The 16,240-nt window shown below is 69.0% G+C and carries 18 protein-coding genes; 11 read left to right on the top strand and 7 right to left on the bottom strand.

Annotation, left to right across the window (positions count from 1 at the left end; translation table 11 throughout):
* Positions 1-222: 222 nt before the first annotated feature.
* The gene (locus tag CFB39_RS27755; RefSeq protein ID WP_256991465.1) at positions 223-1,191 is read right to left on the bottom strand and encodes a DMT family transporter; all 969 of its coding nucleotides are present in this window, start codon (positions 1,189-1,191) and stop codon (positions 223-225) included.
* Positions 1,192-1,414: 223 nt separating this feature from the next.
* Positions 1,415-2,209, bottom strand: a complete 795-nt coding sequence (locus tag CFB39_RS27750; protein ID WP_089475233.1) for an AraC family transcriptional regulator — start codon at positions 2,207-2,209, stop codon at positions 1,415-1,417.
* A 172-nt stretch (positions 2,210-2,381) separates the two neighbouring features.
* Between CFB39_RS27750 and CFB39_RS27745 the strand changes: the two genes are divergently transcribed.
* Both CFB39_RS27745 and CFB39_RS27740 read left to right on the top strand, forming a co-directional pair.
* Positions 2,382-3,215: a MoaF C-terminal domain-containing protein gene (locus CFB39_RS27745; protein ID WP_089475693.1), complete on the top strand. Its 834-nt coding sequence runs from the start codon at positions 2,382-2,384 to the stop codon at positions 3,213-3,215.
* Positions 3,212-4,021, top strand: coding sequence for an SDR family oxidoreductase (locus CFB39_RS27740; RefSeq protein ID WP_089475232.1), 810 nt, complete (start codon positions 3,212-3,214; stop codon positions 4,019-4,021). The genes CFB39_RS27745 and CFB39_RS27740 overlap by 4 nt, the downstream gene beginning before the upstream one ends.
* A 299-nt stretch (positions 4,022-4,320) precedes the next feature.
* Here the strand turns inward: CFB39_RS27740 and CFB39_RS27735 are convergent, their stop codons facing one another.
* Together CFB39_RS27735 and CFB39_RS40935 are read right to left on the bottom strand one after the other, a co-directional pair.
* Positions 4,321-5,013, bottom strand: a complete 693-nt coding sequence (locus tag CFB39_RS27735) for a dihydrodipicolinate reductase (protein ID WP_089475231.1) — start codon at positions 5,011-5,013, stop codon at positions 4,321-4,323.
* A 160-nt stretch (positions 5,014-5,173) separates the two neighbouring features.
* Positions 5,174-5,296 (bottom strand): hypothetical protein, encoded by a 123-nt coding sequence (locus tag CFB39_RS40935; RefSeq protein WP_256991464.1) that lies wholly within the window; start codon positions 5,294-5,296, stop codon positions 5,174-5,176.
* A 210-nt stretch (positions 5,297-5,506) separates the two neighbouring features.
* On the opposite strand from CFB39_RS40935, the gene CFB39_RS27725 reads away from it, so the two are divergent.
* The 4 genes from CFB39_RS27725 (at position 5,507) to creD (ending at position 9,978) form a co-directional block, all read left to right on the top strand.
* The gene (locus tag CFB39_RS27725; RefSeq protein WP_089475229.1) at positions 5,507-6,220 is read left to right on the top strand and encodes an SDR family NAD(P)-dependent oxidoreductase; all 714 of its coding nucleotides are present in this window, start codon (positions 5,507-5,509) and stop codon (positions 6,218-6,220) included.
* An 84-nt stretch (positions 6,221-6,304) separates the two neighbouring features.
* Positions 6,305-7,009, top strand: a complete 705-nt coding sequence (creB, locus tag CFB39_RS27720; protein ID WP_089475228.1) for a two-component system response regulator CreB — start codon at positions 6,305-6,307, stop codon at positions 7,007-7,009.
* 15 nt (positions 7,010-7,024) lie between these two features.
* Positions 7,025-8,476: a two-component system sensor histidine kinase CreC gene (gene creC, locus CFB39_RS27715; RefSeq protein ID WP_089475227.1), complete on the top strand. Its 1,452-nt coding sequence runs from the start codon at positions 7,025-7,027 to the stop codon at positions 8,474-8,476.
* A gap of 110 nt (positions 8,477-8,586) precedes the next feature.
* Entirely contained in the window at positions 8,587-9,978 is a 1,392-nt protein-coding gene (creD, locus tag CFB39_RS27710) for a cell envelope integrity protein CreD (RefSeq protein WP_089475226.1), read from the top strand.
* An 87-nt stretch (positions 9,979-10,065) separates the two neighbouring features.
* Here the strand turns inward: creD and CFB39_RS27705 are convergent, their stop codons facing one another.
* On the bottom strand, positions 10,066-10,488 hold the full coding sequence (locus tag CFB39_RS27705; RefSeq protein WP_089475225.1) for a RidA family protein: 423 nt from the start codon (positions 10,486-10,488) through the stop codon (positions 10,066-10,068).
* A gap of 155 nt (positions 10,489-10,643) precedes the next feature.
* Between CFB39_RS27705 and CFB39_RS27700 the strand changes: the two genes are divergently transcribed.
* On the top strand, positions 10,644-10,832 hold the full coding sequence (locus CFB39_RS27700) for a hypothetical protein (protein WP_089475224.1): 189 nt from the start codon (positions 10,644-10,646) through the stop codon (positions 10,830-10,832).
* An 82-nt stretch (positions 10,833-10,914) separates the two neighbouring features.
* On the top strand, positions 10,915-11,112 hold the full coding sequence (locus CFB39_RS27695; protein WP_089475692.1) for an oxidoreductase-like domain-containing protein: 198 nt from the start codon (positions 10,915-10,917) through the stop codon (positions 11,110-11,112).
* Between the two features lie 82 nt (positions 11,113-11,194).
* Here the strand turns inward: CFB39_RS27695 and CFB39_RS27690 are convergent, their stop codons facing one another.
* Positions 11,195-12,655, bottom strand: a complete 1,461-nt coding sequence (locus CFB39_RS27690; protein ID WP_089475223.1) for an MFS transporter — start codon at positions 12,653-12,655, stop codon at positions 11,195-11,197.
* A gap of 170 nt (positions 12,656-12,825) precedes the next feature.
* Between CFB39_RS27690 and CFB39_RS27685 the strand changes: the two genes are divergently transcribed.
* Both CFB39_RS27685 and CFB39_RS27680 read left to right on the top strand, forming a co-directional pair.
* Complete coding sequence (locus CFB39_RS27685) at positions 12,826-13,698, top strand: LysR family transcriptional regulator (RefSeq protein ID WP_089429065.1); 873 nt, start codon at positions 12,826-12,828, stop codon at positions 13,696-13,698.
* 59 nt (positions 13,699-13,757) lie between these two features.
* Positions 13,758-14,078 (top strand): hypothetical protein, encoded by a 321-nt coding sequence (locus CFB39_RS27680; protein ID WP_089475222.1) that lies wholly within the window; start codon positions 13,758-13,760, stop codon positions 14,076-14,078.
* 48 nt (positions 14,079-14,126) lie between these two features.
* Here CFB39_RS27680 and CFB39_RS27675 read toward each other — a convergent pair whose 3' ends face one another.
* On the bottom strand, positions 14,127-15,029 hold the full coding sequence (locus CFB39_RS27675; protein ID WP_089475221.1) for a LysR family transcriptional regulator: 903 nt from the start codon (positions 15,027-15,029) through the stop codon (positions 14,127-14,129).
* A gap of 101 nt (positions 15,030-15,130) precedes the next feature.
* Here CFB39_RS27675 and CFB39_RS27670 point away from each other — a divergent pair, with 101 nt between their 5' ends.
* Complete coding sequence (locus CFB39_RS27670) at positions 15,131-16,114, top strand: NAD-dependent epimerase/dehydratase family protein (protein WP_089475220.1); 984 nt, start codon at positions 15,131-15,133, stop codon at positions 16,112-16,114.
* Positions 16,115-16,240 lie beyond the last annotated feature (126 nt).

The following is a 16,240-nucleotide window of genomic DNA, read 5'->3' as shown; positions in this document are numbered from 1 at the left end:
GTCCCGGCCACGCGAATATTGCATCTTGCGGGGTGGTGCGCAACGGTTTTGCGGTGCGCGGACACATTCCTACAGTTGCCGGCCGCACGGGGGAAGCGCGAGGATCGACAGCTTATACGGCGCGGCGGAGCCGCCGCCGTTTCCGCAACGAAGCAACGAAGCAACGAAGCAACGAAGCAACGAAGCAACGAAGCAACGAAGCAACGAAGCGATGAGCGCGAGTCAGTCGGTGGCTGTTTGCGCGGCGGGCGTGGGGCGGGACGGTCGATCCGGATTCGCCGGGTGCGTATTGCGTGCTACGGCTGGCGGTTCGCGTCGCCGCGTCGCGCCGACGACCATGCCGGCGACGACGAGCGCGATACCCGCGATACGCGTGCCGCTGAGCGTTTCGCCGAATAGCACGACCGCGAACAGCACGGCCGAGACCGGCGCGACCGCCGTGAACAGCGCGGCCTCGGTTCCGCTCGTGCGTGCCGAACCGGCATACCAGCACAGGTAGCCGAGCACGGTCGGCACCAGCGCGTAGTAGGCGATCGCCGACACCGCGTCGACAGTCCAGCCAGTCGCCACCGCGTGCCATTCGAACGCGGCCGGCACGAGGGCGAGCACGAAGCCGAGGCCGGACATCGCGGTGGACAGCGCCAGCGGCGGCAACGGTGCGGCCAGCCGCCGGTTGAGCAGGATGAATACGGCTTCGCAGGCGACGGCGGCCAGCACCAGCGCATCGCCGGCGAGCGTGCGGAGCGACGGCAGGGCCTGGCCGGGCGCGAATGTGACGAACAGCACGCCGGCCGTTGCGAGCGCGGCGGCCATCCAGTCGCGCGGCGTCTGCCGCTCGCGCAGCACGACGGCCGCGATCAGCGTCGACATCGCGGGCAGCGTGCCGAGCATCACGCCCGCATCGAGCGGCGACGACAGCTTCGTGCCGCAGATCAGCAGCACCGTATAACCGACGCCGCCCGCCGCCGCCTGGATGACGAGCAGCACGGCGTCGTGAGTGGAGAGGCGCGGCCAGCGCATGCGCTGCGCGCGCATCAGCGCGAACAGCAGCGGTGTCGCGATCAGGAAGCGCAGCGCCGTGGCCGCGAACGGCGGCAGGCCGCCGGCCGCGAGACGGCTCGCGATGACGGTGCTGCCGACGCCTGCCATTGCGGCGGCGAGATAGAGATAGCCAATCAGTCGTGTCTTCATGCGCCGCATCGTCGCGTACGGCCGCGGTGCGCGTCTTGAATGAAATTGCAGCGCGCGCGGGCATGTCGAATACGGCGCGCGCGACTCGGCATGCTTGGGCCGCAGGGGCGGGCGACAGCCACCGCGAGCAGCGCATGGCGCGGTGTGCCGTCGCAGTTGTCGATGTGAGCGCAGCCTTCGAGGCCGGTATGTCGACGACGGGCCCCGCGGGATGACGGCGGCGTCAAACGGCCTGCGTGAACCGCCCCGGCGTGATCCCGAACTGGCGCGCGAACGCGCGCGTCAAATGGCTTTGATCGGCAAAGCCGGCTTCGGCCGCGGCATCCGCGATCGGCAAGCCGCTGGCAAGCAGCGCGCGCGCCAGCCGCGCACGCGACTGGATCAGGTACGCGTGCGGCGTGATGCCGACTTCGCGGGCAAACCCGCGCAGCAGCTGGAAGCGGCTGACGCCGCTCAGGTCGGCCAGCTCGGCGAGCGAAACGGGCGCGGCCGGCGTCGCGTCGAGCCGCTCCCGGGCGAGGCGGATTGCCGGTGCGACGCCCGCCGCCGGCAGCGTGCGGTTCGCATGCCGGGCAAGCAGCCCGGCGACGAGCATCACGAGCGCCTCGTCGCGGGCGAGCGGCTGGGATTCTCCCGCGACGATACGTGCATGCAGCTGGCCGACGGCAGCCGTGAGTCGCGCGTCGCGTACCGCCGGATGCGCCAGTTCGATACCGCCGAGGCCTTCTTCCGCCGCCACGCCAGCAACCAGCGCGGGTGTGAGGTACAGCATTCGCCAGCGCCGGCCCGTGCCGGCCTCGATCGGCGAGCCGTCGTGCATCTCGCCCGGGTTGACCATGATCGCGTCGCCGGCCAGTGCGTCGACCTGCCCGCGGCCGCTCCACGACCGATGCGCGCCGCTGACGATCACGCCGACCCCGAATTCGTCGTGCGCGTGGCGTGGAAATGCACGGTCGGATTCGAGGCTGATTGCCTCGATGCCTTCGTCGGTCCGTCGGTAATGGGTGACGCGGTGCATGTGCGCTCCTCGCGCCGGTTGCGGCGCGGATGTCGTGCACTTTAGCGCGTTCCGGCGCCGCGCGCCCTTCATCCTTTTGGCCGATACCGCGCGGCGCGCGCAGCCCGCACCATATGTGCACATGAGCAGCGTACACGGCCCGCCGGGCCTGAAGCTGCGCGGGAGGCGGCAGGTGGAACGACAGGATCCGGTATTCATTCAGGTTGGCGCGCTCGCGGACGGCTTCGCGCCGGAAGCGAACATCCTCGCATCCGTCGACGCGCTCGCCGGGCGGACGCTTGTGCTCGGCGACGCATCGGGGGCATGGCGCGTCTATACGTTCGAGCCCGGCGCGCTGCAGTGGCGCGATGCGGCGACCGATACGGGCGGCCGCGAGCCGTGCCGCGTGACGCGGCTGCGCGACGCGCTGTACTTCGTCGACTACATCGATTCGGCCGCCCGCGCGACGTCGGTCAGTCTCGTGATCGATCTCGACAACGGCGTATGGACGTCGGTCGTCGGCGCGCTGCCGACCGAAGCCGACACGCGCATCGACGCGTTCACACGGGTTGCGCGCGGGCTGCCGCTGACGGGCGTCGAGGCCGAGTTCCGGCACGGCACGCTCGGCGGCCACACGCAGCCGGGGCCGTTGCACGGGCCCACGCGCGAGCTGATCGGCAAGCGGACGATGTATCGCTATAGCCCGACCGAATGCTACGAGCACATCTACCTGAACGAGAATTTCTATGCGTGGCAGTGCCTGCAGGGTGTCGAAGGCGGGCTGGCCGATGTCGACCGCTGTCATTACTTCAGGATTGCGGACGAACTGTATCTCTTCGTGTGGCGAGAAAAGGTGGTGCCGACGCTCGGCGTCGTGCTGATCGACCTCGCGCAGCGCAAGACCGACGGCAAGATCTTCGGCTACCAGGGCGGCGATTTCGGCACGCTGTCGAATTTCCCGATCGGCGCGCACGCGCAGGTGCTCAACGAAACCGTGCATCCGCTCGACGGCGAGGCGCAGCGATGAATGCCGTGCCGGGCAGCGGCCGCCTGCGGGCGGATTTCAGCGGGCACGTCGTGCTCGTCACGGGCGCCGCGCAGGGGATCGGCGCGGCGATCGCACGCCGATTCGCGGAATCCGACGCGTTCGTCGCGCTTGCCGACCTGAACGGCGAAGCCGCCGCCGCGCAGGCCGATGCGCTCGCGAGCGCGGGCGGCGAGACGCGCGCCTATCGGGTGGATGCCGCCAGCCGCGACGAACTGGGCGCACTGGTCGCGGCGGTCGAGCGCGACGGTGGCCGGCTCGATGTGGTCGTCCACAATGCCGCGTATTTTCCGCTGACGCCGTTCACGCAGATCGACGAGCCGACGCTCGACCGGACGCTCTCGGTCAACCTGTCGGCGCTGTTCTGGCTCGCGCAGGCTGCGTTGCCGGCATTCGAGCGCGCGGGAGCGGGGCGGCTGCTCGTCACGTCGTCGGTGACGGGGCCGCGTGTCGCGTATCCGGGGCTCGCGCATTACGCGGCGTCGAAGGCCGGCGTGAACGGCTTCATTCGTGCGGCGGCGCTGGAACTCGCGCGCCGCAACGTGACGGTCAACGGCGTCGAGCCGGGCATGATTCGCACGCCGGCGGCCGGCAATCTCGGCGACGCGTCGGTCGCGACGCAGATCGCGCAAGACATTCCGCTCGCGCGGATGGGCGAACCGGAAGATATCGCGAACGCGATGCTGTTTCTCGCATCGGCGGATGCCGCTTACATCACGGGGCAGACGATCGTCGTCGACGGCGGTGCGACGTTGCCCGAGAGCGGAGCGGTGCTTGGCGGCGCGTGACGGTGACTCGCGCCCCATCTCGGCGAATGAACCTCGGCCGATAACTTGCCAGCGAATGCGGCAGGGAGATTGCTCGTCGAATTTCCCGAGCGGCCGTGGCGGCGAAGCCGGCTGGCGTGATCTTGAACGCCGGCCATGCGGGACGTCACGTGCCGGCCGGCGCGATTCATGGCGGCCCGGATGTCGCGGATCGGGCGATCGACGACCTCCACGGAAATCGGCACCGAACCTCTTCTTGCGTTGAACAAAAAACTTCTGCGCTGCCACGCGCGCGTGCCGGCCGCCGCGCATCGCCGCGACTACAGCCAGCCGTTGCGGATGAACTCGACGATCGAATAGCGGCGGTGCTCGAGATCGTGCTGCCGAACGGCGTCGACGATGCGCGACACGCCATCAGCGTAAGGTGTCGCACCCACCACGCGCGATTCGAACTGCAGGCTGCACGCGCCGTCGTCGATGCGGATCCGGTGAATCGCATGGCGGCCGAGCTGATCGTCGTCGACCGAGAATTCGCTGCGCTGCACGTCCGGGTCGCGCACGGAGCGGATGTCTTCCGGCCGCACGCCGAGCGACTGGCCGATCCCGACGGCCGTGCCGGGGACGGACGTCTTGCCGGCCTGGTGCGACTCCGTCACGCTGATCCGGCAGTCGTGAAACAGGTGGCCGCTGGTTTCCAGCATGCTCATGAACTTGAGCATCAGGATGTTCGTGTTCGGGCACAGCACGACCGGGAAAGCGTGCGAGCCGGTTTCGAGCGCGGAGCCGGTCGACAGTTCGACGAGTGGCGATCCGGTGGCCTCGCAGAACGCGATCACAGCGGGGAGTTCGCGGCCGGAACCGGCATGCACGACGATCGTTCGGGCGTCGCTGCGCTGCGCGTCGTCGCGCGCGCTGTCCGACCAGGGGATCACGCGGCAGGTGGCCGGGTCGAGCCGGTGCGCGTCGAGCAGTTCGCTGGCCAGCTTGCCGGTTCCTACGACGAGTACTTGCATGACATTCACGGATTGAAGTTCAGGATTCGGGACGGGAAATGATGCGGGCCGTCGGGTGGTCCGGCACGGTCGCGGCGCGTGGCGCCGGACCGGCCTCGCGCATTATGCCCGGCCGCTCGCCTGCGTGCCCGCCGGGCCTCGCAGCCGGCGGCCCGGTGCGTCAGCTCGCCGCCACCGTCGGCAGCCACGCATTTGCCGCGTTCTGCGTCGCGCGTTGTTTCGCGATCGAGCGTTCGAGGCGGTCCGTATCGGATGCCACCGTGTCGTGCTTCACTTCCGACACGCCATGCACGCCGGCGCCGACCGCTGCATCGCCCTGACAACCCGGGCGAAACGACGGAGGAACCGCGCCGTCGCAGCCTCGTCGCGGTGCGCACGGATGCGTGAACGGCGCTACCCTGTGGCACATTGCCGGCCGCGCACGCATGCCGCGGCCGGCATCGCTCATGCAACACGCATCATCAAGCAACCCTCGATCCAGGAGAAAACATCGATGGAACACGATTTCAAAGGCAAGGCAGTCGCGATCACCGGCGGATTCGGTCACCTGGGCGTCGCGACGGCCGCGTGGCTCGGCGAGCGCGGCGCACGCGTCGCGCTGATCGGCCGCGGCGCGGCCCCGGCGGCGCAGGCGCTGCCCGGCGTGCCGCCCGACGCGCTGCGCATCGGCGGCATCGATCTCGTCGATCCGCAGGCCGCCGCGCAGGCGCTCGATACCGTGCAGCGCGAATTCGGCCGGGTCGACGCGCTGCTGAACATCGCGGGCGCGTTCGTGTGGCAGACGATCGCCGACGGCGACGCCGCCACGTGGGACCGCATGTACGAGCTGAATGTGAAGACCGCGCTGAACGCATCGAAGGCCGCGCTGCCGCACCTGCTGGCGAACCCGGCCGGGCGCATCGTCAACATCGGCGCGGGCGCGGCGTTCAAGGCCGGCACGGGGATGGGCGCCTACGCGGCCGCGAAGGCCGGCGTCGCGCGGCTCACCGAGGCGCTGGCGGCCGAACTGCTCGACCGCGGCGTGACGGTGAACGCGATCCTGCCGAGCATCATCGATACGCCGCCGAACCGCGCGGACATGCCGGACGCGGATTTCACGCGCTGGGTGAAGCCGGAGCAGATCGCGGCGACGATCGGCTTCCTGCTGTCGGCCGACGCGCAGGCGATCACCGGTGCGTCGATTCCGGTGACCGGCCGCGTGGCATAGCGCGGCAGGGCAAGGCAGGGGCTCGCGCCACAGCCGGCCGTGCGTACAATGTCGCACCGGATTGCGCGAGCCCTGACTGAGACCATGCATCAGCCCACTATCCTGATCGTCGAAGATGAAGTGGCGATCGCGGACACGATCATCTATGCCCTCGGCACCGACGGCATGCAAACCGTCCACTGCATGCTCGGCCAGGCGGCGCTCGACCACCTGCGCGACACGCGCGTCGATCTCGTGGTGCTCGACGTCGGCCTGCCGGATCTCAGCGGCTTCGAGGTGTGCCGACGGCTGCGCACGTTCTCCGACGTGCCGGTGATCTTCCTCACCGCGCGGCACGATGAAATCGACCGGATCGTCGGGCTCGAGATCGGCGCCGACGATTACGTGGTCAAGCCGTTTTCGCCGCGTGAGCTGGCGGCGCGGGTGCGCGTGATCCTGCGGCGCTTCTACCGGACGGCCGTGCCCGAAGCGGCACCCGCGCCCATGCCGGCTGCGACGATCGCACCAGGTTTCACACTCGACACCGACGGCGCCCGCATATCGTGGCTCGGCCACGCACTGGATCTCACGCGCTACGAATTCGGGCTGCTGGCGCTGCTGGTCCGGCATCCGGGGCGCATCTACTCGCGTGAGCAACTGATGGACCTCGTGTGGCACGAGGCATTCGACTCGGCCGACCGCACGGTCGACACGCACATCAAGACGTTGCGCGCGAAGCTGCGCGCGATCGACCCCGAGCGCGACCCGATCCGCACGCATCGCGGGATGGGTTATTCGCTGCAACCGTAACGACCGGCACCGCCCATGCATATCGGCCTGCGCATCTTCTTCGGCTTTTTCCTGATCGTCGGCCTGGCCGCGCTGATCACGCTGCGCGTGTTCGTGCAGGAGGTGAAGCCGGGCGTGCGCGAGGCGATGGAGGACACGCTCGTCGATACCGCGCAAGTGCTCGCGACGCTGGCCGCCGACGACCTGGCGAACGGCCACATCGCCAACGGCGCGTTCGCGCGGCAACTGTCGAACCTGCACGAACGCCCGATCAGCGCGAACGTGTGGGGCGTGCAGAAGAACACGATCGGCTACCGCCTCTACATCACCGACGCGCACGGCATCGTGCGCTACGACTCGTCCGGCCGCGCGGTCGGGCAGGACTATTCGCGCTGGAACGACGTGTACCGGACGCTGCGCGGCGAGTACGGCGCGCGCAGCACGCGCAGCGATCCGAACGACGACAGCAGCACCGTGATGCACGTGGCGGCGCCGATCCGGCATGGCAACGCGATCATCGGCGTGCTGACGATCGCGAAGCCGAACCAGACGGTCGCGCCGTTCATCGCGCGCAGCCAGCGCAAGATCATGCTGTACGGCGCGCTGCTGATGGGCGGCGCGATCCTGATCGGCGTGGCCTGCACGTGGTGGCTGGTGGTCGGGCTGCGGCGCCTGCAGCGCTATGCGCGCGCGATCGCGGCGGGCGAGCGCGCCGACATGCCGCTGCAGGGCGCGAGCGAGCTGGCCGAACTCGGGCGCGCGGTGGAAAGCATGCATCAGCGGCTGGAAGACCGGCAGTACGTCGAGACCTACATCCATACGCTCACGCATGAGATGAAGAGCCCGCTGGCGGCGATCAGCGGCGCGGCCGAACTGCTGCAGGAAGACATGCCGGTGGCGAACCGGCGGCGCTTCACCGAGAACATCCGCCGCCAGGCCGGCCGCCTCGAACAGATGATCCGCAAGCTGCTCGCGCTGGCCGAAGTCGAGCAGAAGCAGCGCCTGTCGGTGCGCGAACCGGTCGCGCTGCGGCCGGTGCTCGAACAGCTCGTCGACGATATCGAGCCGCGCGCGCGGCAGCGCGGCGTGAACCTCGCGATCGACGCGCACGATGCGGCCGATCCGGCGAGCGTCGAAGGCGATCCGTTCCTGCTGCGCCAGGCGCTCGGCAACCTGCTCGACAACGCGCTGGATTTCGCGCCGCAGGGCAGCACGATCCGCATCGCGCTCGAACGGCAGCCGGCGGGCAAGGCGCACGTCGCGGTCGTGCGTGTGGCCGACGACGGCCCCGGCGTGCCCGACTACGCACTGGCGCGCGTGTTCGAGCGCTTCTATTCGCTGCCGCGCCCCGACGGCCAGGATCGCAGCACCGGCCTTGGGCTGTGTTTCGTCCGCGAGGTCGCGATGCTGCACCGCGGCCAGGTCGCGCTCGCGAACCGCGACGAAGGCGGCGCGTGCGCGACGCTCACGCTGCCGTCGGCGGGCTGAACTCCCTTCAACTTCACGTTCGCCACACCTTCGCTTCACACCGGCTTCAATCGCCCTTCACCGGGCCGGATCATGCTGACCGTACCCTTTTACTCCGGTACCTGTCGGCCATGAATCGAGTCCTGTTGTTCAAATTCGCGATCACCGCGTTTCTCGCGCTGCTGATCCTGATCCCGCTGCAGATGGTGCAAAGCATCGTGCACGAACGCGCCGCCTATCGCCGGGATGCGCTGCAGAGTATCTGGTCGAGCTATGCGGGGCCGCAGACGGTGGCGGGCCCCGTGCTCGTCGTGCACTACACGGAAGTCACGCGGGTGCGCGACGATTCGCCGGCCGGCGGCGCGACGAAGACGAGCCTGCGCAGCGAGACGAAGCGCCTGCTCGTGTTTCCGAAGACGCTGAACGTCGACGGCACGCTGACGACCAGCGTCCGCTATCGCGGCATCCACAAGGCGCTGGTGTACGAGCTGGCAAGCCGGATGACCGGCACGCTGCCGTTGCCGGACCTGAAGAAGATGCCGCAGGCGGACGGCCACGTGAGTTTCAAGATCGACGATGCCTATGTGTCGATCGGCATCGGCGACATTCGCGGGCTGACCGCGCAGCCCGACCTGCGCATCGGCGGCACGCGCTTCGACGTCGAGCAGGGCACGCGGCTGGACAGCCTGCGCCAGGGCGTGCACGCGAACGTCGATCTTGCGGCGCTGGCGGATGCAAACGCAGGGGCGGTCGTACCGTTCAGCGTCGACCTGCCGTTGCGCGGTGCGGATTCCGTCGCGTTTGCGCCGGTGGGCGACCAGAACGATTTCTCGCTGAAATCGACGTGGCCGCATCCGAGTTTCGACGGCGCATTCCTGCCGAACAACCGCACGGTCGATGCGCGCGGCTTCACCGGCAACTGGCGCGTGACGTCGTTCAACACGAAGGCGCGTGAGCAGATCATCTCGGGCGACGGCGAAGGCGCGATCGAAATGGCGTCGGTGTCGGTGATCGAACCCGTGAACGTCTATCTGCAGGCCGAGCGTGCGACGAAGTATGGCGCGCTGTTCGTGATGCTCACGTTTGCAAGCTTCTTCATGTACGAACTCGTGAAGCGGCTGCGCATTCACCCGATCCAGTACACGCTGGTCGGCCTGTCGCTCGCGCTGTTCTTCCTGTTGCTGCTGAGCCTGTCCGAACACATCAAGTTCGCGTATGCGTATCTCGCGGCGAGCGGCGCCTGCATCGGGTTGCTCGCCTTCTACCTGTCGTTCGTGCTGCACAGCGTGAAGCGCGGGGCGGTGTTCGCGGTGTTGCTCGCGGTGCTGTACGCGGCGCTCTACGGGTTGCTGCTGTCGGAAGACAACGCGCTGATGCTCGGTTCGCTGCTGCTGTTCGCGATCCTCGCCGGCATCATGACGCTCACGCGCCGTGTGGACTGGTATTCGCTCGGCGCCGCGTGGCAGCCGCTGGCCGACAAGGCGGGGGCCGGGGCCGTTAAGCCGGGCACGCAGGGGAAGTAAGCGGGTGGATTGTGCGCAGGCGCGCCGGTCGGGAAGGTGACGGCCGGCGCGTCATACGGCGCGGTACCACATCGCCACATCGCTGAGTCACGCGCGCGGTGCAGGCCGCCGAAACCGTGCCAGCGGAATCTCGGCAACAGCGGTGATCTCGATCAGCAGATCGGGATGGTAGAGACGCTCGACCTGGACGGTCGTCGTCACGGGATAGGGCTCGGCGAAGACCGCTTTGCGGATGTCGCCGGCCTGCATGAAGGCATCGATGTCGGTCGCGTAGTGAACGAGCGAGATCACGTCCTGCATCTGTCCGCCCATCGTGGCGAGCACGGCGCGGATGTTGTCGAGCGTCTGGCGTACCTGCGTGCGCATGTCGCCGTGGCCGGCCACCTGGCCGTCGCGGTCGAGCGACACTTGCCCCTTCAGATGCACGATCCGGCCATCGCCCTGGATCACGGCCATCGAGAACGCGCCGAACGGCGTCCAGACTTCCGGCGGATTCACTGCTTCGGCCATCGTGCGGCTCCTGTGGGGCGATGACGAGGATGCGGCGGCGAGCGTCGTGGTGGGTTCGGGTCGTGCGCCGGCCGGAATGCGATGGAAGCGAGACATCGACGGCGTCGCCGGGTTCGCCGACAATCGCGCCATTATGGATCAGCGCCCGGCGAAGCGTGAGCGACGCCACGCAGCGAACGACGGCACTCGAGCGGCTCGGCTTCGTGTTCCGCGATTCGCGGCAGGATTTCATCGACCGTCCGGACACGCGTTGCGCTGCGCTTGCGGAAGTGATTGCCGAAATCGATGCATGGACGCGCGAGGTCCGGATCCGCCAGGACCAGGTGACGATACTGGGGATATGACGCAGCATGGTATGGCCCGCGCGGCACGCATGCCGTGCGGCATCCGCTTATACTGAACGCGTCCATTCATTCGATTTTCGCCGTGCCCAACACTGTCTCTCCGGATCCGTCCGTCGACGATCCCCGTCCGACCCCGCCCATCCAGCCCGAACTCGAAGACTGCTGCAACAGCGGTTGCTCGCCGTGCGTCTTCGATCTCTACGACGAAGCACTCGCGCGGTATCGCGTCGAGCTGGCCGAATGGGAAGCGCGCCAGGCTCAACGCAAGCATCACGCGTGATGCCCGAGACCGGCGAGCGGCCGCACCTGCATCGGCATCGCTTCCGCATCAGACCCTGCCGTCGCAACGCTTCCCGTCCCGCTTACCCGCCTGCATGCAGCCGCCGATGCAGCGGCCCGAGCAGCGCCGACAGCGCGATGCACACGAGCAGGACGGCCGTCAGCGCGAACATCGACGTCCTGAAGCCCTGCACGTAATCGAGCGCGGCCGGATGCGCGCCAAGCCGGGCGAAGAACACGCCGCCGAGCGTCGCCGCGCCGACGGCCGCGCCGATCTGCAGCATCGCGGTGACCATGCCGGAGGCGACTCCCGCGCGCGCCGTGTCGACTTCCGCGAGCACGATCCGCACTACCGACGGCAGCACGAGGCCCTGGCCGATCCCGATCGCCGCGATCCCCACGTAAAAGCCGATGCCCGGCGTGGCTGCACCCGCCAGCGCGGCGGCCGTCGCGACGCCGGCCGCGAGCATCGCGAAACCGAGCGTGAGCACGCGATAGCCGCCGAACCGGCCGACGAGTCGCGGCATCAGCAGCGGGCTCGACAGGAAACCGAGCCCGAGCGGCAGGATCGCGAGCCCCGACGCGAGCGGCGACCAGTTCAGGCAGCCCTGCAGGTAGATTCCGTAGCTCAGGAAGAACGCGCTCAGCGTATAGAACAGGAACGCCAGCACGAGCCCGAGCGCGACGACGGGGTTGCGGAACAGGCGCACGTCGAGCAGCGGATCGTGGCCGCCCGCGAGACGGCGCGCCTCGACCGCCAGCAGCGCGCCGAGCATCGGCAGCGCGCCGACGAGGCACGCGACCATCCACAGCGGCCAGCCGGCCTCGCGCCCGTGCGTGAGCGGATAGACGAGCATCAGCAGGAACAGCGACAGCAGCACCATGCCCGGCACGTCGATGCGCTGGCCTTTCGGCGGCCGGCTTTCCGGGATGAAGCGCCAGCTGCCGATCAGCGCCAGGATGCCGATCGGCAGGTTGACGAGGAAGATCGCGCGCCAGCCGAGCCCGAACGGATGCAGGCTGATCAACGCGCCGCCGCCGAGCTGGCCGATCACGGCCGCGAGGCCGAACACGAAACCGTAGAAGCCCATCACGCGCACCTGCTCCTGCGGGCTGAACACGCTGCGGATCGTCGCGAGCACCTGCGGCGCGAGGATCGCGGCGAACAGGCCCTGCAGCACGCGGCCGCCGACGAGCACCGCGCCGCTGCCGGCGAGCCCGCACAGCGTCGACGCGACGACGAAGCCGGCCATCCCGATCATGAACATCCGCTTGCGGCCGTACAGGTCGCCGAGCCGGCCGCCGGTGATCTGCACGACGGCGTTCGCGCACGCGTACGCGGACACGACCAGCTGCAGCTCGGCCGGGCGCGCGCCGATGCCGTCGCGGATGGCCGGCAGCGCGAGATTCACAATGAAGTAGTCGAGCGGCGGCAAAATCGCGCCAACCAGCAGGACCACCAGCGCCCAGCCGTGGTGGCTGCGCGGCGTCGCCGCGGCGGCCGTGCCGGCCGGCACGCAGGGGGCAAGGGTGTCGTTCGTCATGGAAGCAGGTCCGAAAGAATGAGTGCCGCATTCACGCCGGACGCGACGACAGAAGCGCCGGTTCGGCCGTGGGCGGGCGATTGACCCCCATTCTGGGTGGTGGCAATGAATCGGAAAAGCGGGAATTGGTGGTAGCATCCATCGGGTTAATCGATGGATGGGGAATGGCGATGCGCGGTTTCGACCTGGATCAGTTGCGTACTTTCGCGGCGGTCGCGGATGCCGGCAGCCTGACGGCCGCCGCGCCGCTGCTGCACCTGTCGCAGTCGACGGTCAGCGAGCAGGTGCGCAAGCTCGAATCGCGCGCCGGCGTGCCGCTGTTCGTGCGCAGCAAGCGCGGGGTCGAGCCGACGCCGGCCGGCTCGCGGCTGCTGCAGCACGCGCGGCGCATCGTCGCGCTGAACGAGGCCGCGTTCGACGAAGTGCGTGGGCAGGCGATCAAGGGCGAGCTGCGCGTCGCGATCACCGATTACTACCGGACCAACGAAGTCGCGGGCTTGCTCGCGCGGCTGCGGGAGTGCTACCCGCAACTGAGCCTGCACGTCAGCGCGATGAAGAGTGCCGATATCGAGGCCGCGCATGCGCGCGGGCAGGTCGATCTCGGCGTGGTGATGAACCTGTCGAGCGGGCCGTTCCGGCCGGCGTCGGCCGATACGCGCTGGGTGCTGCGGCGCGAACCGCTGTCGTGGGTCGCATCGCCCGCGCTCGCCGAGCAGTTGCCCGAGCCGCTGCCGCTCGTGCTGCTGCCGGACGACTGCATGATGCATCAGGTCGCGGTGCGCTCGCTCGACGAGCAGCACATGCCGTACCGGCTCGTGCACAGCGCGTCCGGGGTGGCGGGGCTGCAGTCGATGCTGGCGGCGGGGCTCGGGGTGGGCTGCCTGTGCGCGTCGGCGATCGGCGACGGCATGATGCGGCTCGGCGCGAAATACCGGCTGCCGCCGCTGCCCGACGCGGTGTTTTCGCTGACGCCGCCGATGCCCGGCGAACGCGAAGCCGTCACGCAGGCGCGCGAGGTGCTGTCGCGGCAATTGCTGATGTAAAACCGGGCCGCACGACTGGCGGCGGCGCGTCCCTGAGAGGCGCGCGAAGGAACATAAAAATGAACGACGAACTGCAACGCCAGATGGCCGCGAAGCTGCAGGATGCGCTGGAGCGCGTGGTCGACGAACGCTCGCTGATCCAATTCCTGCGCGTGCTCGGCCACGACTGGAACACGGAGCGCCAGCTCGAGGCCGACGTGCCGCCGTCGCCGTACGCCCGCGCCGCGCTCGGCTGGGAAAACCGCTCGATCGGCGAGTACCTGGACGCGATGGTCGACTGGGCCGAGGCGTCGGAGGAAGGGCTGCGTTTCTACGACGTGCCCGACAATCCGTGGCGGCGCATGGCGGACATCCTGTTCGCCGGGAAAATCTACGAATAGCGCCGCGCGCGCTTCGTTCACTGCGTCCGTGCCGTCGCCGCGCACCGTTTATTCGACGATTTCGCCGCTCACATACGCACGCAGCCCGTCGGCCAGCGCATCGAACACCGCGCGGCAGCGCGGGCTCGACCGCAGGTCCTCGTGCATCACGACCCAGGTTTCCAGCTGCATCGCGAGCGTGTCCGGCAGCACCCGCACGAGCCGCGTGTCGCGTTTCGCGAGCCCGCTCTGGCAGAAGCCGATCCCGTAGCCGGCGCGGATCATCGCGAGCTGGGCGAGGTTGCTGTCGGTGCGCAGCGAGAACGCATCGCGCTTCCACAGCGGCATGCTGCGGCCCATCGAGCGGATGAACGGCGTGACCGTATCGAAGCCGATCAGCGCGTGATGCGCGAGTGCGTCGGTCGTCTCGGGCACGCCGTTGTGCGCCAGGTAATCGTCGCGCGCATACAGCCCGACATCGACCGCGCCGATACGCCGCGCAACCAGCGCCTCCTGCATGGGCGGCGTCATCCGGACCGCGATGTCGGCCTCGCGCTTGAGCACGTCCTGCAGGCGGTCGGTCGGCACCAGTTCGATGACGAGCCCCGGATGGTTGCGCCGCAATTGCGAGAGCATCGGCGGCAGCACTTCGACGGCGATCACGTCGCTGGCCGAGATCCGCACGATGCCGCGCACGCCGGCGCCGTGGCTCGCGGCCGCGCGCTCGAACGCGGCCGCCGCGCTACGCAGCGCCTCTGCATGGCCACGCAGCGCGAGCGCCGCCTCGGTCGGCAACAGGCCGGACGGCGAGCGCGTGAACAGCGTCTGGCCGAACGCGGCCTCCAGTGCCGCGACGTGGCGGCCGGCCGTCGGCTGCGTGATGCCGAGGGCGCGCGCCGCGCCCGACAGCGAGCCTTCCGTCAGCACGGCGAGAAAGGTGCGGTAGCGTTCCCAGTTCAGATCGGTGGTCATGCATAAATGTATAGCTGATCTATCAGGTTGGGCAATTCCTTGGTAGCCGAAGCCGCGCCAGAATGCGTGTCATCACGGACATTCATTCAAGGAGAGCGGCAATGACGACCCACGCAGGCGGGACGCAACGACAGGCACTCGTGCTCGGCGCGAGCGGCGGAATTGGCGGGGAAGTCGCGCGGCAGTTGCGCGATGCGGGCTGGCAAGTGCGCGGGTTGAAGCGCGGGCTCGATGCCGAAGTCGTGGAGCGCGACGGCATCACCTGGATGCGCGGCGACGCGATGGATCGCGACGCGGTCGTCCGCGCCGCGCGCGGCTGCGGCGTGATCGTGCATGCGGTGAATCCTCCGGGCTACCGGAACTGGGCCGGGCAGGTGCTGCCGATGATCGACAACACGATCGCGGCGGCAAAGGCGGAGCGGGCCACCGTCGTGTTGCCGGGCACCGTCTACAACTACGGCGCCGATGCGTTTCCGGTGCTGGTCGAAGATGCGCCGCAGCATCCGTCGACGCGCAAGGGCGCGATTCGCGTCGAGCTGGAGCGCCGGCTGCAGGATGCGGCCGGGCAGGGCGTCCGCACGATCATCGTGCGCGCCGGCGATTTCTTCGGGCCGAAGCTCACCGGCAACAGCTGGTTCGCGGCGGGGTTCGTCAAGGCCGGGCAGCCGGTGGCGGCCATCAGCGTGCCGGGGCGGGACGGCATCGGGCACCAATGGTCGTACGTGCCGGATGCCGCGCGCGCGATGGTCGAGCTGATCGAGCGGCGCGACACGCTGGAACCGTTCGCGCGCTTTCATCTCGGCGGGCATTGGGATGCGGACGGCACGCAGATGGCGGAGGCCGTGCGCCGCGTCGCGCAGCGGCACGGGCTGCGGCCGACGGTGCGCAAGTTCCCGTGGTGGTTCGTGTGGGCGGCGGCGCCGTTCGTCACGACGCTGCGCGAATTGCTCGAGATGCGCTACCTGTGGCGCGAGCCGATCCGGCTCGACAACACGCGGGTGACCGCGGTGCTCGGCCGTGAGCCGGTGACGCCGCTCGACACGGCGGTGGAAGCGACGCTGGTGGGGCTCGGGTGTCTCAAGTGAGCAACGGCCCGGGCCTGGGTTCATGCTCTGGCACGGGCAGGCGCGATGGCGAACCGCAGAACCCGCGGCACAACAATTCTCCACATACCCGGGCCCGTCCGATGCGCATCATGTCGGCTCATGTCG

The sequence above is a fragment of the Burkholderia sp. AU6039 genome, assembly GCF_002223365.1.
Classification (GTDB): domain Bacteria; phylum Pseudomonadota; class Gammaproteobacteria; order Burkholderiales; family Burkholderiaceae; genus Burkholderia.
The sequence above is the reverse complement of the archived record's forward strand: the minus strand, read 5'-3'. Positions and strand labels throughout refer to the sequence as shown.

What these genes read in the sequence shown, in the direction of transcription:
- CFB39_RS27725 (WP_089475229.1), top strand. Translation starts at nt 5,507, where the DNA reads ATGGAACACGATTTCAAAGGCAAGGCAGTCGCGATCACCGGCGGATTC.
- CFB39_RS27680 (WP_089475222.1), top strand. Translation starts at nt 13,758, where the DNA reads ATGAACGACGAACTGCAACGCCAGATGGCCGCGAAGCTGCAGGATGCG.
- CFB39_RS27670 (WP_089475220.1), top strand. Translation starts at nt 15,131, where the DNA reads ATGACGACCCACGCAGGCGGGACGCAACGACAGGCACTCGTGCTCGGC.
- CFB39_RS27750 (WP_089475233.1), bottom strand. Translation starts at nt 2,209, where the DNA reads ATGCACCGCGTCACCCATTACCGACGGACCGACGAAGGCATCGAGGCA.
- creD (WP_089475226.1), top strand. Translation starts at nt 8,587, where the DNA reads ATGAATCGAGTCCTGTTGTTCAAATTCGCGATCACCGCGTTTCTCGCG.
- CFB39_RS27685 (WP_089429065.1), top strand. Translation starts at nt 12,826, where the DNA reads ATGCGCGGTTTCGACCTGGATCAGTTGCGTACTTTCGCGGCGGTCGCG.
- CFB39_RS27690 (WP_089475223.1), bottom strand. Translation starts at nt 12,655, where the DNA reads ATGACGAACGACACCCTTGCCCCCTGCGTGCCGGCCGGCACGGCCGCC.
- CFB39_RS27675 (WP_089475221.1), bottom strand. Translation starts at nt 15,029, where the DNA reads ATGACCACCGATCTGAACTGGGAACGCTACCGCACCTTTCTCGCCGTG.
- CFB39_RS27740 (WP_089475232.1), top strand. Translation starts at nt 3,212, where the DNA reads ATGAATGCCGTGCCGGGCAGCGGCCGCCTGCGGGCGGATTTCAGCGGG.
- CFB39_RS27705 (WP_089475225.1), bottom strand. Translation starts at nt 10,488, where the DNA reads ATGGCCGAAGCAGTGAATCCGCCGGAAGTCTGGACGCCGTTCGGCGCG.
- CFB39_RS27735 (WP_089475231.1), bottom strand. Translation starts at nt 5,013, where the DNA reads ATGCAAGTACTCGTCGTAGGAACCGGCAAGCTGGCCAGCGAACTGCTC.
- creB (WP_089475228.1), top strand. Translation starts at nt 6,305, where the DNA reads ATGCATCAGCCCACTATCCTGATCGTCGAAGATGAAGTGGCGATCGCG.
- creC (WP_089475227.1), top strand. Translation starts at nt 7,025, where the DNA reads ATGCATATCGGCCTGCGCATCTTCTTCGGCTTTTTCCTGATCGTCGGC.
- CFB39_RS27755 (WP_256991465.1), bottom strand. Translation starts at nt 1,191, where the DNA reads ATGAAGACACGACTGATTGGCTATCTCTATCTCGCCGCCGCAATGGCA.